This window comes from Actinoplanes sp. NPDC049598, from assembly GCF_040675435.1.
In the GTDB taxonomy this organism is placed as follows: domain Bacteria; phylum Actinomycetota; class Actinomycetes; order Mycobacteriales; family Micromonosporaceae; genus Actinoplanes.
Genome location: NZ_JBFAOX010000016.1, coordinates 174,562 through 196,888 on the forward strand (window position 1 = coordinate 174,562; position 22,327 = coordinate 196,888).

Sequence of the window (22,327 nt, forward strand, 5' to 3'; positions counted from 1 at the left end):
GAGACCGCCGGTAGGATCGGCGGCCGTGCGCGTACTTCTGATCGGCTCCGGCGGCCGGGAACATGCCCTCGCCCTCGGCCTCGCCGCCGACCCCACCGTCGACTTCCTCGCCGCCGCTCCCGGCAACCCGGGCATCGCCCAGGTGGCCGAGCTGCACGACGTCCAGGCGACGGATCCGGCCGCGGTGGCCGCCCTGGCCGTGGAGCTCGCCGCCGACCTGGTCGTGGTCGGCCCCGAGGCGCCGCTGGTGGCCGGGGTGGCGGATGCGGTGCGGGCCAAGGGCATCGCCTGCTTCGGCCCGAGCGCGGCCGCGGCCCAGCTCGAGGGGTCCAAGGCCTTCGCCAAGGACGTGATGGCCGCGGCCGGCGTGCCCACGGCCGGGTCGTACGCCTGCACGACCGCCGAGGAGGTCACGCGCGCGCTCGACGAGCTCGGCGCCCCGTACGTGGTCAAGAACGACGGCCTGGCCGCGGGCAAGGGCGTCGTGGTGACCGACGATCGTGCCGCCGCCGAACGGCACGCGGCCGAGTGCGGCACCGTCGTGATCGAGGAGTACCTGTCCGGCCCCGAGGTCTCGCTCTTCGTGGTCACCGACGGCACGGCGGCGGTGCCGCTGATGCCGGCGCAGGATTTCAAGCGGCTGGCCGACGGCGACGAGGGCCCCAACACCGGGGGCATGGGGGCGTACGCCCCGCTCGACTGGGCGCCGAAGGACCTCGTGCCCCAGGTGCTGCGCGAGACGGTCGAGCCGACCCTGGCCGAGATGCGCCGCCGGGGCACGCCGTTCGCCGGCCTGCTCTACGTCGGACTCGCGCTCACGCCCGACGGCCCCAAGGTGATCGAGTTCAACGCGCGGTTCGGCGACCCGGAGACCCAGGTCGTGCTCGCGCTGCTGGAGACGCCGCTGGGCGGGCTGCTGAACGCGGCCGCCACCGGCACGCTGGCCGAGCTCCCGCCGCTGCGCTGGCGCGAGGGCGCCGCGATCACGGTCGTGGTGGCGAGCAAGAACTACCCGGCCACGCCCCGTACCGGCGATGTCATCTCCGGCGCCGAGGTGCCCGGCGTGATCCACGCGGGCACGGCCCGGCGGGCGGACGGCGCGCTCATCTCGGCCGGCGGCCGGGTGCTGAGCGTGACGGCGATCGGGGCCGACCTCGCGTCGGCCCGGGACGCGGCCTACGCGCTGGTCGACGGCGTACGCCTGGACGGCGCCCAGTATCGGACGGACATCGCACTGAGCGCCGTCGAGGGTCGTCTGTAGATCAGGCCTTCGGGATGTCGAAGAGCTTGGCCACGTTGGCGGCCAGGCCCAGGTCGCCCTTGGCCTTCACCTTGCCGGTCATGAACAGCATCATCGGGTTGCCGTCGCCCGAGACGACCTTGAGGAACGTGACGGCGTCCATGGTCATCGTCAGCTTGGGGTCGCGGACCGGCTGGTTGGTGACCGTGCAGGCGCCGTTCTCGATCACGGTCTCGTAGGTGTCGCTCGCGCCCCCGGCGCCGCCGGTGATGACCCAGTGGATGACGGCCTGGGTGGCGCCGGCCTTCTCCGGGCGGAACAGGGTGGGCATCCGGTTGAAGACCTCGTCGAGGATCTTGGTGCGGTTCTCGCCGGCCATCACCTCGGCGATCTTCGAGTCCGGCGTCGACTTGACGAGCTGAGCGAACTCTTTCGGGCCGATCGAGGCGAGTGACTCGGCGTTGAAATCAGTCATCGGTGGACCTTTCAGATGAGCGGACTACCTACTCGTCAGTAACCTTAGCGACCTTGCGCTTTCCCCGTGCAGTGTGCCACTCCCAAATAAATGTTGGACAGTCGGCTCGCCGCTCCCTAGACTCCCCAACATGTCTTTGGGAGATGAGGCGGACCGGCAGTCGCTGAGGGCGACCGCCCATCCGGTCCGCCTGCGGATCATGTCGCTGCTCACCGGGGCGCCGATGACCGCGGCCGAGGTGGCCCGCGAGCTCGGCCTGACCCATGCCAACGCCAGCTACCACCTGCGCAATCTCCTGGCCGGCGGCATGATCGTCCAGGCCGGCGAGGAGAAGATCCGCGGGGGCGTGGCCAAGCGCTACCGCTACGACGCCACCCGCGACCACGCGCCGAACGATCCCGGCCAGCGCCGCGCGCTCTTCATCGCGCTCGGCAACGAGCTGGTCCGCCGCTCCGCCGCCGGCCGGTTCGCCGAGAAGAACGGCCTTCTGGGTGACGGCGAGTTCTGGATCGAGCCCACGGCCTGGCTCGACTTCCGGTCGAAGTTCCTCGCGCTCGTCGACGAGCTGCACGAGGCCGCCCAGCCTCCGCGCACCCCGGGCACCATCCGTACGAGCACCACGGTCGCGATGTTCGAGATGGAGTCCTGATGAGTGCCCTCGCGCCGCTTCGGTACGCCCCGTTCCGGCTGCTCATCGCCGGTCGCACGGTCAACGCCCTGGGCAACTCGTTCGCCAACCTCGCGCTCGCGTTCGCCGTGCTCGACCTGACCGGCTCGACCAGCGACCTCGGCCTCGTGGTGGGCATCCGCACGCTGGTCAACGTCGTCTTCCTGCTCTTCGGCGGCGTGCTCGCCGACCGCATGCCCAAGCAGTTCCTGATGGTCGGCTCGAGCCTGGCCGCTTTCGCCTCCCAGGCCGTGGTGGCGGCCCTGGTGCTGACCGGCTCGGCCACGGTTCCGCTGCTCATCGTGCTGGGCGCGGTCAACGGCATGGTCGGCGCGCTCGCCCTGCCGGCCAGCTCGTCGATCCTGCCGCAGACGGTGCCGGCCGAGATCCGTCAGCAGGCCAACGCGATCAACCGGCTCACCCTCAACTCCGCCGTCATCCTCGGCGCCCCGCTGGCCGGCGTCGTGGTCGCCGCGACCAACCCGGGCTGGGGCATCGCGGTCGACGCGGCCACCTTCCTCGTCGCCGGGCTCATCTTCATGGCCCTGCGGACCCCGGCGCCGGTCAAGATCCCCGAGCCCGAGGGCACGATCGGCGACGAGAAGACGCCGGGCGAGGCGGCGGTCGAGCCGTCCCGGCCGAACATCTTCGCCGATCTGCGCACCGGGTGGACGGAGTTCCGCTCGCGCACCTGGCTGTGGGTCGTGGTGGCCGCCTTCGCGGTGATCAACGCCTGCTGGAGCGGCGGTCTCGCCGTGCTCGGCCCCGCGGTCGCCGACGACACCTTCGGCCGGCGGGGCTGGGGCTTCGTCCTGGCCGCGCAGACCGCCGGCATGATCATCGGTGGCCTGATCGCGATGCGGTTGCGGCTGCGCCGGCTGCTGCTGGTCGGTGTGGTCAGCACCTTCGGCATGGCCCTGCCGTTGCTGCTGCTGGGCCTCTATCCCCAGGTGATCGTGCTCGCCCTGGGCGCGCTGGTGGCCGGGGCGCTGCTCGAGCAGTTCGGGGTCGCCTGGGAGACGACGATGCAGGAGCATGTGCCGTCGGACAAACTCGCGCGCGTGTATTCGTACGACATGGTCGGCTCTTTCGTCGCGATGCCGATCGGCGAGCTCCTCGTAGGCCCCATCTCCCACCAGGTCGGCGTGGAGGCGACCCTGGTCGGTGCCGGCGTGCTGGTCATCGTCGCCGTGCTGGGCATGCTGAGCAGCCGGGACGTGCGCACGCTGCGACACGAGCTGCCTCAGCGTGATCCCGGGCCCGTGAAAGAATCGGTCGCGTGACCATCCCGAACGTCCTTGCCGCCCGCTACGCCTCCGCCGAGCTCGCCGACCTCTGGTCCCCGGAGGAGAAGATCAGGATGGAGCGCCGGCTCTGGCTGGCCGTCCTGCGCGCCCAGCGCGACCTCGGAGTGTCGGTGCCCGAGGGCGCCGTCGAGGCGTACGAGGCGGTCCTCGACGACGTCGACCTGGCGTCGATCGCCGAGCGCGAGCGGATCACCCGGCACGACGTGAAGGCGCGGATCGAGGAGTTCAGCGCGCTGGCCGGCTTCGAGCAGATCCACAAGGGCATGACCTCGCGCGATCTCACCGAGAACGTCGAGCAGCTGCAGATCCGGGCCTCGCTCGAGCTGATCCGGGCCCGGGTCGTCGCCACCCTGGCCCGCCTCGCCGAGCGCGCCGTCGAGTACTCCGACCTGGTCATGACCGGCCGCTCGCACAACGTGGCGGCCCAGGCCACCACGCTCGGCAAGCGGTTCGCCTCGGCCGCCCAGGAGCTGCTCATCGCCTACGAGCGGCTCGACGACCTGATCGGGCGGTACCCGCTGCGCGGCATCAAGGGGCCGGTCGGCACCGCGGCCGACCAGCTCGACCTGCTCGACGGCGACTTCGAGGCGCTGGCCGGGCTGGAGCAGCGGGTCGCCGGCCACCTCGGCTTCAACCGGGTGCTCAGCAGCGTCGGCCAGGTCTACCCGCGCTCGCTCGACTTCGACGTCGTGTCGGCGCTGGCCCAGATCGTCGCCGGCCCGTCCTCGCTGGCCACCACGATCCGCCTGATGGTCGGTCAGGAGCTGGTGACCGAGGGCTTCAAGCCGGGCCAGGTCGGCTCGTCGGCGATGCCGCACAAGATGAACACGCGCTCGTCGGAGCGGGTCAACGGCCTCGCCGTGATCGTCCGCGGTTACCTGTCGATGGTCGGCGAGCTCGCCGGTGACCAGTGGAACGAGGGCGACGTCTCCTGCTCGGTCGTGCGCCGGGTCGCGCTGCCGGACGCGTTCTTCGCCACCGACGGCCTCTTCCAGACCTTCCTCACCGTGCTCGACGAGTTCGGGGCGTACCCGGCGGTGATCGCCCGCGAGCTCGACCGGTTCCTGCCGTTCCTGGCCACCACCAAGATCTTGGTGGCCGCGGTCCGCAAGGGCGTCGGCCGCGAGGTCGCGCACGAGGTGATCAAGGAGCACGCGGTCGCCGTGGCGCTGGCCATGCGGGAGAAGGGCGCGCCGGTCAACGACCTGTTCGACCGGCTCGCGGCCGACGGCCGGCTGGAGCTGAGCCGGGGCGAGATCGACGCTCTGGTGGCCGACCGGGCGGCCTTCGTCGGGGCCGCGCCGTCGCAGGTGAGCGCCGTGGTCGACCGGATCGCGACGATCGTCGCGGCCCATCCGGAGGCGGCGAAATACGCGCCCGCGCCCATCCTCTAGTTTTTGCCGCCGAGGTGCGACGGAGCTCGACCGTCTCGCCACACCTCAGCGGAACCCCGACGTTAGGGGCCGCCGGCCCGGCCGCCAAGCATCCACTTGACACCTATCACAGTGTGATGACCATCGCGCCGGACGTGGGAAGGCCGGGACAGCAGGGACGACGAGGCCCTGGAAAATTGAAGCTTTGATCGTTCGAGTGGGCGAGATCACCGGCGAGATTGCCTGCTCAGCCCGGCCGGCGTCGCCTGGGCGACACCGGCCGACCAGCCCGTCACGTGGTTCGCAAGGTAGGCTCCACGTGCTTACACCTATCAGTCAGGAGTGCCCGTGGCTCGCGTCGTGGTCGACGTCATGCTCAAGCCGGAGATCCTCGACCCGCAGGGCCAGGCGGTGGCCAACGCGCTGCCGCGGCTCGGCGTCACCGATGTCTCCTCCGTCCGGATCGGGCGGCGGATCGAGATCGAGTTCGCCGGCGAGCCCGATCTGGACCGGGCTCGTGAGATCGCCGACAAGCTGCTCGCCAACCCGGTGATCGAAGACTTCTCGATCAAGGTCGAGGACGACGCGAAGGCCGAGGTCGCCTGAGCATGCGCATCGGTGTGGTCACCTTCCCGGGCTCGCTGGACGACGGGGACGCGGCCCGCGCCGTGCGCCTCGCCGGCGCCGACGCCGTCCGCCTCTGGCACGGCGACCCCGATCTGCACAATGTCGACGCCGTGGTGCTGCCCGGCGGCTTCTCGTACGGCGACGCCCTGCGCTGCGGCGCGATCGCCCGGTTCGCCCCGGTCATGGAGTCGCTCATCGACGCGGCCCGCGGCGGCCTCCCGGTGCTCGGCATCTGCAACGGCTTCCAGATCCTCTGCGAGGCCCACCTGCTGCCCGGCGCGCTGACCCGCAACCAGCACCTGCACTTCCGCAACCGCGACCAGTGGCTGCGCGTCGAGGCCACGAACACCGCCTGGACCAACACGTTCCAGCCGGAGCAGGAGATCCTGATCCCGGTGAAGAACGGCGAGGGCTGCTACGTCGCCGACCAGCGGACGCTGGACGCGCTCGAGGCCGAGGGACGGGTGGTCGCGCGGTACGTCCGCGGCAACCCGAACGGCTCGCAGCGCGACATCGCCGCCGTCACCAACGAGGCCGGCAACGTCGTCGGCATCATGCCGCATCCGGAACACGCGGTGGAGACGCTGACCGGTCCGTCGCTCGACGGCCTCGGCTTCTTCACCTCGGTCCTGCGGGCCCTGGCCGGGGCGTCCGCGGGGGCTCAGCACGCAGGGGGACACCAGTAATGACCACGCAGCCGGAGACGGCAGCGCCGAACCAGAAGCCGACCGGCTTTGCCGCGACGGACGTGCTGGTCAACGAGTTCGACGGCGGCCCCGACACGGTGCACCGGGCGTTCCAGACGCCCGACGAGCTGCAGCCGCACACGGAGCTGGGCCTCAAGGACGACGAGTACGAGCGCATCCGGCAGATCCTCGGCCGGCGCCCGACCGCGTCCGAGCTGGCGATGTACTCGATCATGTGGAGCGAGCACTGCTCCTACAAGTCGAGCAAGGTCCACCTGCGCCAGTTCGGTGAGAAGGCCCCGCGCAGCGACCGCATGCTCGCCGGCATCGGTGAGAACGCGGGCGTCGTGCAGATCTCCGACGAGATCGCGGTGACCTTCAAGGTCGAGTCGCACAACCACCCGAGCTTCGTCGAGCCCTACCAGGGCGCCGCGACCGGCGTCGGCGGCATCGTCCGCGACATCCTCGCCATGGGCGCCCGGCCGATCGCGGTGATGGACCCGCTGCGCTTCGGCGCAGCCGACCACCCCGACACGGCCCGGGTCCTGCCCGGCGTGGTCGCCGGCATCGGCGGCTACGGCAACTGCCTGGGCCTGCCCAACATCGGCGGCGAGATCGTCTTCGACCCCACGTACCAGGGCAACCCGCTGGTCAACGCGCTCAGCATCGGTGTCCTGCCGGTCGAGCGGCTGCAGCACAAGGAGGCGGCCGGCGTCGGTAACGTCGTCGTGCTGCTCGGCGCGCGTACGGGCCGCGACGGCATCGGCGGCGTCTCCGTGCTCGCCTCGGCCACCTTCGACGAGGAGGCCGAGCAGCGCCGCCCGTCGGTGCAGGTGGGCGACCCGTTCATGGAGAAGCTGCTCATCGAGAGCTGCCTCGAGCTGTACGACGCCGGTCTCGTGGCCGGCATCCAGGACCTCGGCGGCGCGGGCCTGACCTGCGCGCTCACCGAGACCGCGGCCGCGGCCGGCACCGGCATGCGGGTCTGGCTCGAGCGGGTGCCGCTGCGCGAGGCGTCGATGAGCCCGACCGAGATCCTGGCCAGCGAGTCGCAGGAGCGCATGCTCCTGATCGTCACCCCGGAGAACCTCGCCCAGGTGCTCGCCGTGGCCGAGAAGTGGGGCGTCTGGGCCACCGCGATCGGCGAGGTCACCCCGGCCGGCGAGGCCGGCGAGCCCGGCCGTCTCGTGATCACCTGGAACGACCATGTGGTGGTGGACGTGCCGCCCGGCTCGCTCGCCGACGACGGCCCGGTCTACGCCCGGCCGATCCGCGAGCCCGCCGACCTGATCCTGCTCCAGGCCGACAAGGCCGAGACGCTGCCCCGCCCGTCCACCGGCGACGAGCTGCGCGAGACCGTGCTGCGGATGGCCGGCTCGCCCAACCTCTGCGACAAGACGTGGGTCACCGAGCAGTACGACCGGTACGTGCTCGGCAACACCGTGCTGGCCCAGCCCGAGGACTCGGGTGTGCTGCGCATCGACGAGCGCACCGGCCTCGGTGTCGCGCTGTCGGTGGACGGCAACGGCCGCTTCGCCCGCCTCGACCCGTACGAGGGCGCGAAGCTCGCGCTGGCCGAGGCGTACCGGAACGTGGCCGTGACCGGCGCCGAGCCGGTGGCCGTGACCGACTGCCTCAACTTCGGCTCGCCCGAGGACCCGGCCGTGATGTGGCAGTTCGCCGAGGCCGTGCGCGGTCTGGCCGACGGCTGCCAGCTGCTGGGCACCCCGGTCACCGGGGGCAACGTCAGCTTCTACAACCAGACCGGCGCGGCCGCGATCCACCCGACCCCGGTGGTCGGCGTGCTGGGCGTCTTCGACGACGTGGCCCGGCGGATCCCGATGGGCTTCCCGGCTCCGGCCAAGGACGGCGACCTGCTCTTCCTGCTCGGGGAGACCGACGCCGAGCTCTCCGGCTCCGAGTGGGCGTGGGTCACCCACGGCCACCTGGGCGGCCGCCCGCCGAAGGTGGACCTGGCCCACGAGCAGCGCCTGGGCGCCCTGATGGCCCGCGCCTCGAAGGCCGGTCTCGTCGCCGCGGCGCACGACCTCTCCGACGGCGGCCTGTCCCAGGCCCTGGTCGAGAGCGCGCTCCGCCGCAACGTGGGCGCCAGGATCACGCTGCCCGAGGACGGCAACACCGCCTTCGTCCAGCTGTTCAGTGAGTCGTCCGGCCGGGCCCTGGTCGCGGTGCCGCGCGGGCACGACAAGGCGTTCCTGGCCCTGGTGGCCGACTCCGGCATCGCTTGCGCGCCGCTCGGCGTCACCACGGCCGAGCCCGTGCTGGACGTGCGCGACCAGTTCAGCATCCCGCTGGACGAGCTGCGCGCGGCGTACACGGCGACGCTGCCGGCCCTGTTCGGGGGCGCGGCCGAGCTGGCCAACCGGCACGGCGACCCGGAGCACGCGGCCGACCCGTCGGCTCCGGCCCGGCCCGACCGCGGCGACGAGGTCCTCGTGACCGCGGCGGCCGGCGCGGCCATGGAAACGGCCGCCCCGGTCGAGGCGGACGGCATCCCGGCGGCGTCGGTGGCCGAGGTCAAGGAGCCGGTGCCGGCCGAGGGCGAGGGCCGCTCGGTCACCCTCGAGCTGACCGAGCAGCAGCCGGCGCCGGGCGGGCCCATCGGCCCCGCCTGATCGTGGCACAGCGAAAAGCCCCCGCACCTCGACGAGGTGCGGGGGCTTTTTCGTGTGCTCAGTAGCGGCGCTGACCGCGCTGGTCGTAGTCGTCCTGGTCGTCGTAGCCGCCGTTGTACTGCTGGGTGTGACCGCCGTACTGCTGCTGGGCGCCGCCCGGCTGCTGCGGGGGGTAGCCGCCGTTGTCCTGGTCGTCCCAGCCGCCCTGCTGGCCGCCGTACTGCTGGGTGCCGCCCCCGTACTGCTGGGTGCCCCCGCCGTACTGCTGCTGGCCGCCCGGCTGCTCGTAGCCGTAACCGCCGTTGTCGTGCTCGTCCCAGCCGCCCTGCTGGCCGCCGTACTGCTGCTGGCCGCCCTGCTCGTAGCCGTAGCCGGCGTCGTCCTCGGGGCGGTAGAAGCCGGTCGGCTCGCTGTACGACGACCCGTAGCCGGTCTCCGGCTGCTGACCTCCGTACTGCTGGGTGCCGCCGCCGTACTGCTGGGTGCCGGGCTGGTTGTCCCAGTTGCCGTTGTAGCCGCCCTGCGGCGGGATCGGCGCGCCGTACGGGTCGGGGAACTCGTCGTCGGCCGCGGGCACCGGGCGCTGGAGCATCGTCGGCGCGTCGGACATGGACGGCGCGGGCGCGATCATCGTCGCGTCGTTGCGGCCGCCGCCGACCGGCGCGGCCACCCGGGTCGCGTCGTTGAACCGGCCCTGGGCGGGCGGGATGCCGCCGCCCGACGGGGCCATGGCCGTCGGGTCGTCGTCGCCACCGTCGGTGGGGTTGTTCTTGCGGCGCATCCAGACCAGCACGATCGCGCCGATGCCGGCCGCGACGAGCAGGACGCCGATGATGATGTAGAGCCAGGAGCTGCCGCTGTCCGAGCTCGACGCGGCGTTGTTGGCCGCGCTGCCCTCCTCGGTGGTGGTCTCCGTGGTGGCCGGCTGCTCCTCGGTGGCCTCGGACGCCTCGTCGGTCGGGGTGGGGCTGGCCGAGGCCGAGGCCGAGGCGGACGGGGAGGCCGACGGGCTCTCGACCACCTTCGACTCGAGGATGAGGTTCTTGGTCACGCTGCGGTCGGCGGCGGCCTGAATGGTCACCGTGACCGGCTTGAAGTCGTCCTTCGCGGCCCCGATCGAGAGCGTGCCGGGCGCGATCGGCTTGCTGTCGGTCGACGAGAACGAGTACGCGCCGGAGCCGCTGGAGGTCGTCTCGAAGGTCGTGCCGGCGCTGTCCCGCAGGCCCACCGTGGCCCCGGAGACGGCCTTGCCGTCCTGATCGCGGACCTTGCCGGACACCTTGCCGACGGTCTGCGGCTTGTCCTGGCCCTTGACCGTGATGGTCGCGGTGGCGCTGTTGGACTCGCCGTTGATGGTGGCGGTGACGCGCACCTGGACCTGGCGGGTCTCGCCGGCGTTCACGTTCGGCGCGGTCAGCCGCGCGTTGAAGGTGCGGCCGTTCTGGTCGACCTGCGCGATGCCCGAACAGTCACCGGAACAGCTGATGCCGGTGACCCGGACCTGGGCGGTGGCGCGGACCTGGCCGCCCTGCTCGCCCTCCTCGGGGTCGGGTGCGGGGGCCTTCACCTGATACTGCATATTTAGCTGGCCCCCGGTGAGGACCTCGTTCTGCAGGTCAGTGATCTCGACCTCCGGAGGCGCCGCCAGCGCAGCCGCCGGGACTGCGAAGAGACCTCCCGCGACCACAGCCAGTAACGCACCGGCCTGGACCACCCGGGCACGTAGGTGCGTCGTCACCATCCACCGCCTTCCGGTCGCACGGTCTCCCGGCTTCTCTTCAGCTGCCGGTTACATCCCGCGACTAAAACACCGTCGGCCACTATGCCTTGTCACACGTCCGTTGCGCGACCCAGGGCCGCGTACGAATCTTCGGGAAGCGGGTCGTATCGTCCCGACGTGTCCCCTGCGCACAATAAATCCGAGTCCGTGATCCGCGCGCTGGACGCGCTGGACCGAGGCGCCGAACCCGAGAGATCAGTGCTGCGTGACGCTGTGCGAGCACTGCTGACCGAGTTGTCCCGCCGAGCGCCTGGCCGTTCGGTGGAGGTGCGAATTCCGCCTTTCGGTGCGATTCAGTGTGTTCCCGGTCCCAGGCACACGCGTGGCACACCGCCCAATGTGGTCGAAGCCGATCCGGTCACCTGGCTCCTCGTCGCCACGCAGCGTGTGAGCTGGGCGGATGCGGTGAGTGACGGAAGGCTGCGCGCGAGCGGCATCCGCACCGACCTGAGTGAATACCTCCCGCTGACCGGGGAAGTCGCCGATTGACAGCGCGAGCCGCACCCCTCGTGCTCGCGTACACTGGGCGGTCGGGAGCGGTGCGGTGGACCCCACCTCACGTTCGAGCAGATCAGCATGAGGGAGCGACAGGTGCCCCGAGGCGACGGCCGGTTGACCGACGATCTCGACCCCCAGGAGCGCGGCCCCCAGGATGCCTGCGGCGTCTTCGGCGTCTGGGCCCCCGAGGAAGAGGTCGCCAAACTCACCTACTTCGGGCTCTTCGCTCTGCAGCATCGCGGCCAGGAGGCCGCCGGTATTGCTGTGAGTGACGGTTCCGGTGTGGTGGTGTACAAGGATCTCGGCCTCGTGTCGCAGGTCTTCGACGAGCCGACGCTGGCCAGCCTTCGCGGCCACCTCGCGATCGGCCACACGCGGTACTCGACGACCGGCGGCTCGAACTGGGAGAACGCCCAGCCCACGATCCGCGCCACCACGGCCGGCACGACGATCGCGCTGGCCCACAACGGCAACCTGGTCAACACGGCCGAGCTGGCCCGCGAGGTCGCCGAGCGCGGCCTCGAGGCGGACAGCGCCACCTCCGACACCGCCCTGGTGACGACGCTGCTGGCCAGCCGCCCCGACCTCTCGGTCGAGGCCGCCGCGCTCGAGGTGCTGCCCAACCTGCGGGGCGCCTTCAGCTTCGTCTTCATGGACGAGAGCACCCTGTACGCCGCGCGCGACCCCCAGGGCGTCCGCCCGCTGGTGCTCGGCCGCATGGAGCGGGGCTGGGTCGTGGCCAGCGAGACGGCCGCGCTCGACATCGTCGGCGCGAGCTTCGTGCGTGAGGTCGAGCCGGGCGAGATGCTCGCGGTCGACGAGCACGGCCTGCGCTCCACCCGGTTCGCCGCCCCGGAGCCCAAGGGCTGCCTCTTCGAGTACGTCTACCTGGCCCGCCCCGACACCACGATCGCCGGCCGCAACATGTACTCGGCCCGCGTCGAGATCGGCCGGCGGCTGGCCAAGGAGCACCCGGTCGAGGCCGACCTGGTCATCCCGGTGCCCGAGTCGGGCACCCCGGCCGCGATCGGCTACGCCGAGGCCTCCGGCATCCCCTACAGCGCCGGCCTGACCAAGAACGCGTACGTCGGCCGGACCTTCATCCAGCCCTCGCAGACCATTCGCCAGCTGGGCATCCGGCTCAAGCTGAACCCACTGCGCGAGGTCGTCCGGGGCAAGCGCCTGGTCGTGGTCGACGACTCGATCGTCCGCGGCAACACCCAGCGTGCGCTGGTGCGCATGCTGCGTGAGGCCGGCGCGCTCGAGGTCCACGTCCGCATCTCGTCGCCGCCGGTGAAATGGCCGTGCTTCTACGGCATCGACTTCGCCACCCGCGCCGAGCTGGTCGCCAACGGCCTGGAGATCGATGGCATCCGCCGCTCGATCGGGGCCGACTCCCTGGGTTATGTTTCCCTGGACGGCCTGGTGCAGGCGACCGAGCAGCCGAAGTCGCGCCTCTGCATGGCGTGCTTCGACGGCGAGTACCCGATCGAGCTCCCGGCCGGCAACCTGATCGGCAAGCACCTGCTCGAGGGTGTCGGCAAGCGGGCCTCGATGCCGTCCGCGACCGACGAGGCGGCCACCGCGGCGGTGGCGGAGCTCGAGACGGAGTACGAGACCGTCGCCGCGCACCACCAGTGACTTTGTTGTACCAAGCAGCTCTAAGGGGAGAACCGTGACGCACGTGTCCGAGCGCAACAACGCCGGGTCCAACCAGCCCTGGACGGCCGGGGCCGGACGCGGCAGTGCTCGCAAGCGCACGTCCACCTACGCGGACGCCGGCGTCTCGATCGAGGCCGGCGACCGCGCGGTCGAGCTGCTCAAGTCCAAGGTCAAGAAGACCACGCGGCCCGAGGTGATCGGTGACCTCGGCGGCTTCTCCGGCCTGTTCCGGCTGAACACCCAGAAATACAAGAGCCCGATCCTGGCCTCGTCGACCGACGGCGTCGGCACCAAACTGGTGATCGCCCAGCAGCTCGACATCCACGACACGATCGGCATCGACCTGGTCGCGATGGTCGTCGACGACCTGGTCGCCTGTGGCGCCGAGCCGCTGTTCCTGCTCGACTACATCGCCTGTGGCGAGGTCGTGCCGGACAAGGTGGCCGAGATCGGCGCCGGCATCGCCGACGGCTGCCGCTACGCGGGCTGCGCCCTGCTCGGTGGCGAGACCGCGGAGCACCCCGGGGTGCTGCGCCCGGACGAGTACGACGTCTCCGCCACCGGCGTCGGCGTGGTGGAGGAGAGCGAGATCCTGGGCCGCGAGCGGGTCGAGGTCGGCGACGCGGTCATCGCGATGCGCTCGTCCGGCCTGCACTCCAACGGCTACTCGCTGGTGCGCCACGTCCTGCTCGGCGCGGGCCGGATGCGTCTCGACTCGGTGGTCGACGACTTCGGTTCGCAGCGGACCCTCGGCGAGGAGCTGCTCACCCCGACCAAGATCTACGCCAAGGACTGCCTTGGCCTGATCGAGGAGACCGACGTCCGCGCGTTCTCGCACGTGACCGGGGGCGGCATCCCCGGCAACCTGGTGCGCGTGCTGCCCGAGACGGTCGACGCGGTCGTCGACCGCTCCACCTGGCGCCCGCAGCCCATCTTCGACCTCATCCAGGCCAAGGGCCGGATCGAGGACCACGAGATGGAGGCCACGTTCAACATGGGCGTGGGCATGTTCGCGGTCGTCTCGGCCGACGACGCCGACCGGGCCATGGCCTATCTCACCGGCCGCGGCGTCGAGGCGTGGCAGGTCGGCGAGATCATCGAGGGCACCGGCGAGGTGCAGATGATGGGGCAGTACACCCGCGGCTGAGGCCGAATATGGGACAAACGTGAAATGATCCGCGTGTGTCGATGTCGGGCACATGCGGATCTTTCGTGTTCGGGGTGGACTGCGGGGCCTAGCCTGGCGTCTGTTCAAGGGTGGGGGTGGGATACATGGCGGTCGGGTGGAGTGGGATGCGCGGCATCTCCCCGGTGCCCACCTACGTCGTCATGCAGCCCACCACCCTCTGCAACCTCGACTGCTCGTACTGCTACCTGCCGTTCCGGGCGGCCGACAAGCGCATGCCGGTCGAGGTGGCCCGGGCCGTGGCCACGGCCGTCGAGCCGTGGGCGGCCGGCGGGCGGTTCTCGGTCGTCTGGCACGGCGGCGAGCCGCTGGCCGCCGGCCGGGAGCACTTCGCGGCGCTGCTCGAGCCGTTCGGCCCGGCCGTCGAGCACCACGTGCAGACCAACGCCACGCTGATCGACGACGCCTGGTGCTCGTTCTTCGCCGAGCACGAGGTGCGGGTCAGCGTGAGCGTGGACGGCCCGGAGCCGCGCAACGCCGACCGCGTGACCCGGGGCGGCAAACCGGCGTACGACCGGATCCTGCGCGGCGTCGAAGCGCTCCGCCGCCACGGGATCCCGTTCTCGGCGCTCTGCGTGGTCGGTGATCCCCGCCCGGGCGTGGCCGCCGAGCTCTACGACTATTTTCTTGGGCTGGGCTGCGACGTGCTCGGCATCAACGTCGAAGAGCTGGAGGGGGTCAACACCCGGACCAACGGCCACGACGCGGCCGACGTCACGGCTTTCTGGGCCGAATTGGTCACGGCGTGGCGCCGGGATCCCCGGATCCACCTCCGCGAGGTCGAGTGGTCGCTGCGCTACGCGGCGGCCGTGCTCGACGGCACCGCCGACGAGCTGTTGCCCCGGCGGCTCGACCCGATCCCGACGATCGCCCACGACGGTTCGGTCGTGCTGCTCTCGCCCGAGCTGGCCGGCTTCTCGGATCCGCGCTACGGCGACTTCACGAGCGGTAACGTGCTGAGCGCCGGGCTCGGCGAGATCTTGGCGGCGGCCGAGGGCACGCCGTGGATAGCCGAGTTCCTGCGCGGCGTGGAGTCCTGCCGGGCCACCTGCCCCTACTTCGGATTCTGCGGGGGCGCCCACGCGGCCAACCGCTACTTCGAGCACGGCCGGTTCGACACCACCGAGACCGACCACTGCCGGAACAGCAAGATTCGCCTACTGGAGGGAGTGCTGGACCATGCCCGAGATCATGAACCCACGGCTGTCTGAGGACGCCGACAACGATCCGGTGGCGGCGCGGGTGCAGGACACCCGGGCCGGGTTGGCTGCTCTCATCGCCGAGGCGGAAGAAGCTCGCCGGCAGCGCGCGGAAGGCCCGTCGGAGGACGGCGGCTCAGCGGTGTGCGCCTGGAACCACTTCGAGAACATTCCCACGTTCTACAACTGGAACAACCGCCCGCGGTAGCGGGGCGGTTCAAGCCCACGCGGGCAAGTGCCCCGCGTGGGCTTCAGTGTTGAACCGTTGGATGGAAGGTGACCACGACACACGGAAGCACGCGGTCAGCCGCGTGCTCTGTGCAATACGGGTCAGCGCCTTGTAGGCGACCAGGAATCCTGGTCGTCGTCAGCGTCGTCCTCGTCATCGTCGACGAACTCATCGTTGTCGTCGTCGAAGTGACGGTCGGACTTACCGGCACCCGCCAGTTCGCGCTGCAAGGCGGTGAGGTCGGTGTTCGGGGAGTGATACTTCAGCTCCCGGGCCACCTTCGTCTGCTTGGCCTTAGCACGGCCGCGCCCCATGGCTCGACCCCCTCGCACAGAATTCGGGGCAGCCCGAAGGCGGGCCCCGATGACGTCAGGCATCTCTCGTGGGTCTTACGGTACATGGACGATGCCCTGTTCGGCACCTCGGGTTGCCTGTGACACTGCCGCGCGTCGCGGTTTTCCGTCCCGGAACGCGCGGCAGGCGCGAAACCGCTCCCATTTCCACCGGATCGACCGGTCAAGGGGCATCCGTTCGGCTGGCCTCAGCCCAGGTAGATGGACCGGAGACGGCCGACCTCGGCCATCCGCTGCTCGGCCAGCCGGTCGGCCGCCACCGCGGGTGAGACCCCCTCGGAGTCGGCCAGCTGAAGAATGCGGCGGGTCGTCTCGAAGATGCCGGTGGCGCGCAGCTTGGCCCGCTCGAAGTTGAAGCCCTCGATCTCGTCGGCCACCTGGATCACGCCGCCGGCGTTGACGAGGTAGTCGGGCGTGTAGAGGATGCCCCGCTCGGCCAGCGCCTTCTCGATGCCGGGGTGGGCGAGCTGGTTGTTGGCCCCGCCGGTGACGACCTTGGCCTTGAGCACGGCGACAGTGTCGTCGTCCAGGGCGCCGCCCAGCGCGCAGGGCGCGTAGACGTCCAGGTCGCTGGTGATCAGGGCCTGCGTGTCGGCCACCAGCTCGATCTGCGGGTACGTGGTGCGGGCCCAGCTCAGGGCGGCCTCGTTCACGTCGGTGGCGATCACCGCGGCGCCGTCCTCGACGAGGTGGCCGGCCAGGTACTTGCCGACCTTGCCGAGACCCGCGATGCCGACCGTGCGCCCGGCCAGGGTGGGCCGGCCCCAGGCGTGCTCGGCCGCGGCCCGCATGCCCTGGAAGACGCCCCAGGCGGTGAGGATCGAGGAGTCGCCGGCGCCGCCGTGCTCCAGGCTGCGCCCGGTCACGTACTTGGTCTCGCGGGCGATGACATCCATGTCCGGCACGTACGTGCCGACGTCGCAGGCGGTGTAGTACCGGCCGTGCAGCGACTCGACGAAGCGGCCGTACGCGCGCAGCAGGCCCTCCGATTTCGCCCGGGCCGGGTCGCCCCAGATGACCGCCTTGCCGCCGCCGAGGTCGAGGCCGGCGAGGGCGTTCTTGTACGCCATGCCGCGGGAGAGCTTCAACACGTCCGCCAGGGCGTCCGCCTCGCTCTCGTACGGGTAGAAGCGGGTGCCGCCGAGAGCCGGCCCGAGGGCCGTCGAGTAGATCCCGATGATCGCCTTGAGGCCGGTCTGCCTGTCCTGGCAGAAGACGACCTGTTCGTGACCGGTGGCGTCGGTGCCGTCGGTGTCGAACACGCCCATGGCTGTTCTCCTGATCCTGTTGTCGTGGCCCTCGTGGGACCGGTTGTCCCGGCGGGGGTGTGCCGGACAAAGCGAGCCTAGTCGCGCCGCCCCCTTGGTGATTACGTCCGCGCGGGAAGTTCCACTCAGCCGAATTCATGAAAGACTCGCGCCGTGCCGTCACTGTTCGCGTCGTATCTCCGGGTCTACGAGCCGCTGACCGCGTTCGACCGCGACCGTCAGGTCTTCTGGCGGCGCTACGCCCGGGAGGGGCGTGACCTGGGGCCCGTCGACGGTCCCGTCCGGCAGCGGACGGCCGTCCTGGAGGCGCTCGGTGCGGGCTGGACCAGGCTGCCCGACCTGCCCGACGAGGCGTACGTCCTGCAGTGGGGTGACTCTCTGCTGGTCTGCCCGTGGAATCTGCGCCTGCGCGTCGCCGAGGCGGCGCTGAACGCGCGTGACGGCGTGCCCAGCGTGCTGGCCGACGCGTTCGTGCCGCCGGTGCTGGCCGGCCAGGCGAAAGCCATCGTGGAGGACTGGCGCAGCGGGGCCAAGGTGCTGGAGCACGGGGTGCCGCGGGTGCACGAGCAGATCGCCACGTGGGGGGTGCCGCTGCGCTGGTTCGCCTTCGTCGACCTGGAGGAGCGCGAGTTCTCGCTCACCGGCGACGCCCGCACCCTGCGCTACCGGACCGAGATCTCCAAGGCCCGGCGCCGGGCCCACCGGGCCGTGGCCGTGCTGCGCAAGTCGCTGGGCGACGCGCCGATCACCGAGGCGGTCGAGGAGGGCACCCGGTGGCTCGAGGAGTTCCACCCGCGGTCGATCGTCGAGCTCGACTACGGCGGTCTCGTCAACCTTCTTCCGGATGACGACCTCGCGGCGGACGATTCACCCGGATTGGTGGCAGCCGGACTTTCCGCCCTGTCGCGCGGCGACGCCGATGACGCCTCCGCCGCCTACGAGAAGCTCGTCGAGCGGTGGCGGGCCGTCCAGCTCCTCGAGCGCTGCAACTGAGCTGCGGAAATAGGGACAGACCGGCGGCTTTCAGAAGCCGCTGGGAGCGCTCCCGAAGCGAATACTCTTCGTAATCAGCGCTGGCCGAAGCGTGATAATCGGACTAAACGCGACACTATCTGGCGTAGAAAACACGCAAAAATCGGGCATGCTTCATCCGTCTATCTGGGGACGTTCGTCCGTTCGGCCCATGTCGGACATCGGGGACTAGCCGGACCATGAGAGACGCACCGGCCGGCGGGACCCCGGCCGATGTTCGTAGGTACCTGTGGAGGAGTGACCGATGGCATCGCGTACGCACGATCCTGAGCCGCTACTAACGCCGGCAGAGGTGGCGTCGATGTTCCGTGTCGACCCGAAGACCGTCACCCGCTGGGCGAAGGCCGGCAAGCTGAGTGCAATTCGCACTCTGGGCGGCCACCGTCGTTACCGGGAGTCGGAGGTTCGTGCCCTGCTGCAGGGGCAGATTCCCACGCAGCGTCAGGGCGACTGAACCAACCTCAGTCGATTCGAAAGATCGTTGTAAGGGGCGACGTCGGGGAAGGCGATCGCCCCTTCCTCGTTTCTTGATCAGCTTGTCTTGATCAAAGAAACGACCCGGCCACCATGCCGTTACGGCCTCGGCCGGACGTACTTCGGCGGAACCGAGTTGCCCCCGGGCGACAGTGCGCCAAGGCTGAGACCCATGGAACAACCACCGATCGGCGACGTCTTCGGCGAGATGATCCGGGACGCCTATGCGGTACGCACCGGAGTCGGGCCCCGCCCCCTGGCCGGCGGCCGCGTGCCCCGCCCGGTCATCGAGGTGATCGAGCGCGACGACGGCCTGATCAACGGCGCGCCGGCCGACCACTATCTGGCCGAGCCCGCCGACTGGCAGCCGCACGACCACCGCGCCCTGCGCCTCTGCCGCGGCCACGTGCTCGACATCGGTGTCGGCGCCGGGCGTACGGCCATCGAGCTGCAGACGCGCGGCATGGCGGTGACCGGCCTGGACACGTCGGCCGGGGCCATCGAGATCGCCCGCCGCCGGGGTCTGCGCGACACCGTGCTCAACACGGTCGACAACTACGCCGCCGGGGCCAGCGTCCGCTACGACACCTTCCTGCTGCTGGGCAACAACCTCGGCCTGCTCGAGAGCGCCGAGCGGGCGCCGGTCTTCCTGGACGCGCTGGCCCGGCTGGCCAACCCGGGCGCGCGGATCATCGCGCAGAGCACCGACCCGTACGGCACCACCGACCCGGTGCACGTCGGCTACCACCGGCGCAACCGGGAGCGCGGGCGGTTCGGCGGCCAGCTGCGGCTGCGGCTGCGCTACCGGTTGCTGGCCACGGAGTGGTTCGACTACCTGAACTGCTCGATCGAGGAACTCGAGACGCTGGTGTCGGGCACACCGTGGCGGCTCAAGGCGGTCGACGACGGCGATCGGCCCTACTACATCGCGGTCCTGGAGCTGGCCGGATGAGTGTCAGCCGCCGCATCGCCTTTCTGCTGCGGCACCGGCCCGAGACAGCCGGCCTCACCCTGGACGCGAACGGCTGGGTGCCGGTGGACGACCTGCTGGCCGTGCTGCCGATCGACCGGGCCGGGCTGGACGCGATCGTGGCCGGCGATGAGAAGTCCCGGTACGCCATCGCGCGCCGGGCCGACGGCTCCGAGTGGATCCGGGCCAACCAGGGGCATTCGCGCCGGGTTGAGGTCGATCTTGGGCTCGAGCCGGCCACGCCGCCGGCCGTTCTCTTTCACGGCACGCCCAGCCGCAACCGCGACGCGATCCGGCGGGACGGACTGCGGCCGGGGAGCCGCCACCACGTGCACCTGTCGCCGGACGTGCCGACGGCCCTGGTCGTCGGCCGCCGCCGGTCGGCCGACGTGCTGGTGCTGCGGGTGGCGGCGGGAGAGATGGCCGCCGCCGGGCACGTCTTCCACCGCAGTGAGAACGGGGTCTGGCTGACCGCCGCCGTGCCACCGGAGTACCTCCTGCGAGAACCGACAAATCCGTAATTTCCGGGGCTCCACAGTGGTCAACTTCTTACCCGCCGTTAGCGTTGGGTCATGGCGAGGATCACCCGGCGTGAGCTGACGAACCTCGCCGGAGCCTTGGGGATCGCCGCCACCCTCGGCGGGCTCGCCTTCGGGCTGCCCGCCCTCGACCGGTCCCTGCCGGCCCAGCGCGCGGTCAGCCCGGCCGAGCCGTACCAGGTCGGCGCCGGAGTCAGCGTGGTGCCGCCGGCCGGGGCGACGATCGACGTCACCGGGACCCGCCCCGGCGACACCGACGGGACGGCCCTCTTCCGGCTCGGGCCGGTGTCGTACGCGATCGCCGTCCGGCCCTTTCGCGGCGACCTCGACGCGGCCGCCATGCGGTTGCGTGAGCGGATCACCAACACCAGCGGTTACCAGGTGACCGGGACCCAGCTCACGGTCAGCACGGCCGGTGGGCTGGCCGGCGTCCAGGGTGGATACACGGCGCCGGGGCGCGGCGGGCGCTACGCGGTCTTCGTCGGCGACGGGCTCACCATCGAGGTCACGATCAGCGGGAACGACCTCGACCTGGGGCGCAGCCTGCCGCAGATCGAAGCCAGCGTCCGGACCCTGCGCCACCACCGGGAGGGCCGGTGACCACGTCGGTCGTGCGGCCGGCGAGCGGGCGGCTCCGCGTCTCCGCGCCCGCCTTCGGGATCGTGCTGCTCCTGCTGGTGGCCGGCGGAGTCCGGATGGCGCGCCTCGGGGGCGAATTCGTCACGGCGTACCCCCGGGCGACCTTGACCTCGGTCTTGCTCTTCGCCCTGCTGGCCGTGCCCTTCTGGCTGGTCGTGGCCGAACTCGACTTCCTCGAGCGGGAGCCGGTCCGGCTGCGGGTGATCGCGTTCGCCTGGGGCGGTCTGGTCGCCACCAGCGTGTCCATCCGGGGTGGGGCCGCCCTGGAGAACATCGTGGCGAAGCTCGGCTCGCCGCACCTCGCGGCCGACTGGGGAGCGGCGATCGCCGGGCCGACCGTCGAGGAGATCGCCAAGATCCTGGGCGTGGTGGCGATCGTGCTAATGGCCCGGTCCCAGATCAACAGCGTGCTGGACGGGGTCGTCTACGGCGCTATGGTCGGGCTGGGCTTCCAGATCGCCGAGAACATCGTCTTCGCGGTGGGCGCGGTCGCGCTGGCCGGTCAGGGCGACCAGATCCAGCCGGTGATCACGACGTTCCTGCTCCGCGGCTTCCTCTCCGGGGTCTGGAGCCACACGCTCTTCGGCGCCCTGGCCGGCGCCGGCATCGGCTATCTCGTGGTCCGCCGGGACCTTCCGCGCGCCCTTTGGTCGATCCTCAGCGCCTGGGCGGCGCACGTGCTGTGGAACTCGCCGCTGCTCACCGACGGCCCGGGCAACGGCGTGCTGGCGTTGCTGGCGGTGATCCTGCTCAAGGGCCTGCCACCCCTGCTGCTGGTTCTGTGGCTGGTGCGGCGCCTGCACGACCGGGAGTCCGACTACTACGCTTCCCGGCTCGCTACGCTTCGCGACCCCACACTGATCACCGAGGGCGAGTTGCATGCGTTGCGCTCGGGGTCACGGCGGGCGTCGGCCCGGCGGCTGGCGCCGGGTCCGGCCCGATCAGCTGTACGCCGTCTGCAGCGCGCCCAGGCTCGGTTGGGCGTCGAGCTCAGCCGAGCGTCAGCGGCCGGCGTCGAACACTGGTCATCGGTGATCCGCCGCGAACGGGTCGTGCTCGCCCGCCTGGGCCACCCGGAGGCGATCGCCGGGCCGGTGTCGTGGCGGCACACGGCCTCGACCGTGCTCACGACCGTGGTGGCGATCGCCGTCCTCTGGGTGGCTCTCTCGGCTCTGGGTGGCGCTTAGGGTGTGGGCGGCAGGCCGCCGTCGCCGTCCACGATCGTGTCCGGGGTGCCGTCCTCGTCCAGGTCGACCATCGTGATGTCGACCTTGCCGTCGCCGTCGGTGTCGAACTGGAACAGGTCGGGCTTGCCGTCGCCGTCGGTGTCGGACACCCACACGTCGGTCTTGCCGTCGCCGTTCGCGTCCTGCGCGATCAGGTCGACGCGGTCGTTGCCGCGCGTCTCGACGGTCTCCTGCGGCTCGGTCATACGGTTCTCCCCTTCGTTGCCTTCGAACGAGACTAGGGCTCACATCACAGGTCCG

23 protein-coding genes are annotated in these 22,327 nt (G+C 71.0%); 18 read left to right on the top strand and 5 right to left on the bottom strand.

Translation table 11 applies throughout. The features are described from left to right. Nucleotides 1–25 precede the first annotated feature (25 nt). Entirely contained in the window at nucleotides 26–1,261 is a 1,236-nt protein-coding gene (gene purD, locus AB0J66_RS32145; RefSeq protein ID WP_364668614.1) for a phosphoribosylamine--glycine ligase, read from the top strand. Between the two features lies 1 nt (nucleotide 1,262). On the opposite strand, the gene AB0J66_RS32150 is transcribed toward purD, so the two are convergent. Next, on the bottom strand, nucleotides 1,263–1,715 hold the full coding sequence (locus AB0J66_RS32150) for an SCP2 sterol-binding domain-containing protein (RefSeq protein ID WP_364668617.1): 453 nt from the start codon (nucleotides 1,713–1,715) through the stop codon (nucleotides 1,263–1,265). Between the two features lie 130 nt (nucleotides 1,716–1,845). Between AB0J66_RS32150 and AB0J66_RS32155 the strand changes: the two genes are divergently transcribed. From AB0J66_RS32155 to purL, 6 genes are all read left to right on the top strand, one after another. Continuing rightward, nucleotides 1,846–2,364, top strand: coding sequence for a helix-turn-helix domain-containing protein (locus AB0J66_RS32155; protein WP_364668620.1), 519 nt, complete (start codon nucleotides 1,846–1,848; stop codon nucleotides 2,362–2,364). Further along, the gene (locus AB0J66_RS32160) at nucleotides 2,364–3,665 is read left to right on the top strand and encodes an MFS transporter (RefSeq protein ID WP_364668623.1); all 1,302 of its coding nucleotides are present in this window, start codon (nucleotides 2,364–2,366) and stop codon (nucleotides 3,663–3,665) included. The genes AB0J66_RS32155 and AB0J66_RS32160 overlap by 1 nt, the downstream gene beginning before the upstream one ends. Continuing rightward, entirely contained in the window at nucleotides 3,662–5,083 is a 1,422-nt protein-coding gene (purB, locus tag AB0J66_RS32165) for an adenylosuccinate lyase (protein ID WP_364668625.1), read from the top strand. Before AB0J66_RS32160 ends, purB begins: the two co-directional genes overlap by 4 nt. A 327-nt stretch (nucleotides 5,084–5,410) precedes the next feature. Then, nucleotides 5,411–5,668 (top strand): phosphoribosylformylglycinamidine synthase subunit PurS, encoded by a 258-nt coding sequence (gene purS / locus AB0J66_RS32170; protein WP_097326998.1) that lies wholly within the window; start codon nucleotides 5,411–5,413, stop codon nucleotides 5,666–5,668. Beyond that, nucleotides 5,665–6,375, top strand: coding sequence for a phosphoribosylformylglycinamidine synthase subunit PurQ (gene purQ / locus AB0J66_RS32175; RefSeq protein ID WP_364668749.1), 711 nt, complete (start codon nucleotides 5,665–5,667; stop codon nucleotides 6,373–6,375). The genes purS and purQ overlap by 4 nt, the downstream gene beginning before the upstream one ends. Continuing rightward, nucleotides 6,375–9,011, top strand: a complete 2,637-nt coding sequence (purL, locus tag AB0J66_RS32180) for a phosphoribosylformylglycinamidine synthase subunit PurL (RefSeq protein ID WP_364668628.1) — start codon at nucleotides 6,375–6,377, stop codon at nucleotides 9,009–9,011. Before purQ ends, purL begins: the two co-directional genes overlap by 1 nt. A gap of 58 nt (nucleotides 9,012–9,069) precedes the next feature. On the opposite strand, the gene AB0J66_RS32185 is transcribed toward purL, so the two are convergent. Further along, a complete protein-coding gene (locus AB0J66_RS32185) occupies nucleotides 9,070–10,752 on the bottom strand; it encodes a carboxypeptidase-like regulatory domain-containing protein (protein ID WP_364668631.1) in 1,683 nt (560 codons plus the stop codon). Between the two features lie 156 nt (nucleotides 10,753–10,908). On the opposite strand from AB0J66_RS32185, the gene AB0J66_RS32190 reads away from it, so the two are divergent. From AB0J66_RS32190 to amcA, 5 genes are all read left to right on the top strand, one after another. Next, nucleotides 10,909–11,280, top strand: coding sequence for a sterol carrier family protein (locus AB0J66_RS32190; RefSeq protein WP_364668633.1), 372 nt, complete (start codon nucleotides 10,909–10,911; stop codon nucleotides 11,278–11,280). A gap of 102 nt (nucleotides 11,281–11,382) precedes the next feature. Then, entirely contained in the window at nucleotides 11,383–12,930 is a 1,548-nt protein-coding gene (gene purF / locus AB0J66_RS32195; RefSeq protein WP_364668752.1) for an amidophosphoribosyltransferase, read from the top strand. A gap of 34 nt (nucleotides 12,931–12,964) precedes the next feature. Next, nucleotides 12,965–14,098, top strand: a complete 1,134-nt coding sequence (gene purM, locus AB0J66_RS32200; protein ID WP_364668634.1) for a phosphoribosylformylglycinamidine cyclo-ligase — start codon at nucleotides 12,965–12,967, stop codon at nucleotides 14,096–14,098. Nucleotides 14,099–14,244: 146 nt separating this feature from the next. Next, a complete protein-coding gene (amcB, locus tag AB0J66_RS32205; protein WP_364668754.1) occupies nucleotides 14,245–15,348 on the top strand; it encodes a cyclophane-forming radical SAM peptide maturase AmcB in 1,104 nt (367 codons plus the stop codon). Continuing rightward, nucleotides 15,317–15,544 (top strand): multiple cyclophane-containing RiPP AmcA, encoded by a 228-nt coding sequence (gene amcA, locus AB0J66_RS32210; RefSeq protein WP_364668637.1) that lies wholly within the window; start codon nucleotides 15,317–15,319, stop codon nucleotides 15,542–15,544. Before amcB ends, amcA begins: the two co-directional genes overlap by 32 nt. 122 nt (nucleotides 15,545–15,666) lie before the next feature. Here amcA and AB0J66_RS32215 read toward each other — a convergent pair whose 3' ends face one another. Continuing rightward, on the bottom strand, nucleotides 15,667–15,879 hold the full coding sequence (locus AB0J66_RS32215) for a DUF3073 domain-containing protein (RefSeq protein ID WP_127505362.1): 213 nt from the start codon (nucleotides 15,877–15,879) through the stop codon (nucleotides 15,667–15,669). Between the two features lie 227 nt (nucleotides 15,880–16,106). After that, nucleotides 16,107–17,186: a Glu/Leu/Phe/Val dehydrogenase dimerization domain-containing protein gene (locus AB0J66_RS32220; protein ID WP_364668640.1), complete on the bottom strand. Its 1,080-nt coding sequence runs from the start codon at nucleotides 17,184–17,186 to the stop codon at nucleotides 16,107–16,109. A gap of 153 nt (nucleotides 17,187–17,339) precedes the next feature. Here AB0J66_RS32220 and AB0J66_RS32225 point away from each other — a divergent pair, with 153 nt between their 5' ends. From AB0J66_RS32225 to AB0J66_RS32250, 6 genes are all read left to right on the top strand, one after another. Next, nucleotides 17,340–18,179, top strand: a complete 840-nt coding sequence (locus AB0J66_RS32225; RefSeq protein WP_364668642.1) for a hypothetical protein — start codon at nucleotides 17,340–17,342, stop codon at nucleotides 18,177–18,179. Between the two features lie 283 nt (nucleotides 18,180–18,462). Next, nucleotides 18,463–18,672, top strand: a complete 210-nt coding sequence (locus AB0J66_RS32230) for a BldC family transcriptional regulator (protein WP_014687221.1) — start codon at nucleotides 18,463–18,465, stop codon at nucleotides 18,670–18,672. A gap of 192 nt (nucleotides 18,673–18,864) precedes the next feature. Then, on the top strand, nucleotides 18,865–19,644 hold the full coding sequence (locus tag AB0J66_RS32235; protein WP_364668644.1) for a methyltransferase domain-containing protein: 780 nt from the start codon (nucleotides 18,865–18,867) through the stop codon (nucleotides 19,642–19,644). After that, nucleotides 19,641–20,183: an RNA 2'-phosphotransferase gene (locus AB0J66_RS32240; RefSeq protein ID WP_364668647.1), complete on the top strand. Its 543-nt coding sequence runs from the start codon at nucleotides 19,641–19,643 to the stop codon at nucleotides 20,181–20,183. The genes AB0J66_RS32235 and AB0J66_RS32240 overlap by 4 nt, the downstream gene beginning before the upstream one ends. A gap of 51 nt (nucleotides 20,184–20,234) precedes the next feature. After that, entirely contained in the window at nucleotides 20,235–20,801 is a 567-nt protein-coding gene (locus AB0J66_RS32245; protein WP_364668650.1) for a hypothetical protein, read from the top strand. After that, entirely contained in the window at nucleotides 20,798–22,027 is a 1,230-nt protein-coding gene (locus AB0J66_RS32250) for a PrsW family intramembrane metalloprotease (RefSeq protein ID WP_364668653.1), read from the top strand. Before AB0J66_RS32245 ends, AB0J66_RS32250 begins: the two co-directional genes overlap by 4 nt. Here the strand turns inward: AB0J66_RS32250 and AB0J66_RS32255 are convergent. Continuing rightward, nucleotides 22,024–22,272, bottom strand: coding sequence for a hypothetical protein (locus AB0J66_RS32255; RefSeq protein ID WP_364668655.1), 249 nt, complete (start codon nucleotides 22,270–22,272; stop codon nucleotides 22,024–22,026). The two genes, AB0J66_RS32250 and AB0J66_RS32255, sit on opposite strands and share 4 nt — an antisense overlap. Nucleotides 22,273–22,327 lie beyond the last annotated feature (55 nt).

Bases quoted from the DNA above. Each gene is read 5' to 3' on its own strand.
- AB0J66_RS32150 (WP_364668617.1), bottom strand. From the start codon at position 1,715: ATGACTGATTTCAACGCCGAGTCACTCGCCTCGATCGGCCCGAAAGAG.
- AB0J66_RS32215 (WP_127505362.1), bottom strand. From the start codon at position 15,879: ATGGGGCGCGGCCGTGCTAAGGCCAAGCAGACGAAGGTGGCCCGGGAG.
- AB0J66_RS32240 (WP_364668647.1), top strand. From the start codon at position 19,641: ATGAGTGTCAGCCGCCGCATCGCCTTTCTGCTGCGGCACCGGCCCGAG.
- AB0J66_RS32185 (WP_364668631.1), bottom strand. From the start codon at position 10,752: ATGGTGACGACGCACCTACGTGCCCGGGTGGTCCAGGCCGGTGCGTTA.
- AB0J66_RS32160 (WP_364668623.1), top strand. From the start codon at position 2,364: ATGAGTGCCCTCGCGCCGCTTCGGTACGCCCCGTTCCGGCTGCTCATC.
- AB0J66_RS32245 (WP_364668650.1), top strand. From the start codon at position 20,235: ATGGCGAGGATCACCCGGCGTGAGCTGACGAACCTCGCCGGAGCCTTG.
- amcB (WP_364668754.1), top strand. From the start codon at position 14,245: ATGCGCGGCATCTCCCCGGTGCCCACCTACGTCGTCATGCAGCCCACC.
- purL (WP_364668628.1), top strand. From the start codon at position 6,375: ATGACCACGCAGCCGGAGACGGCAGCGCCGAACCAGAAGCCGACCGGC.
- AB0J66_RS32230 (WP_014687221.1), top strand. From the start codon at position 18,463: ATGGCATCGCGTACGCACGATCCTGAGCCGCTACTAACGCCGGCAGAG.
- AB0J66_RS32220 (WP_364668640.1), bottom strand. From the start codon at position 17,186: ATGGGCGTGTTCGACACCGACGGCACCGACGCCACCGGTCACGAACAG.
- AB0J66_RS32155 (WP_364668620.1), top strand. From the start codon at position 1,846: ATGTCTTTGGGAGATGAGGCGGACCGGCAGTCGCTGAGGGCGACCGCC.
- AB0J66_RS32235 (WP_364668644.1), top strand. From the start codon at position 18,865: ATGGAACAACCACCGATCGGCGACGTCTTCGGCGAGATGATCCGGGAC.
- amcA (WP_364668637.1), top strand. From the start codon at position 15,317: ATGCCCGAGATCATGAACCCACGGCTGTCTGAGGACGCCGACAACGAT.
- AB0J66_RS32255 (WP_364668655.1), bottom strand. From the start codon at position 22,272: ATGACCGAGCCGCAGGAGACCGTCGAGACGCGCGGCAACGACCGCGTC.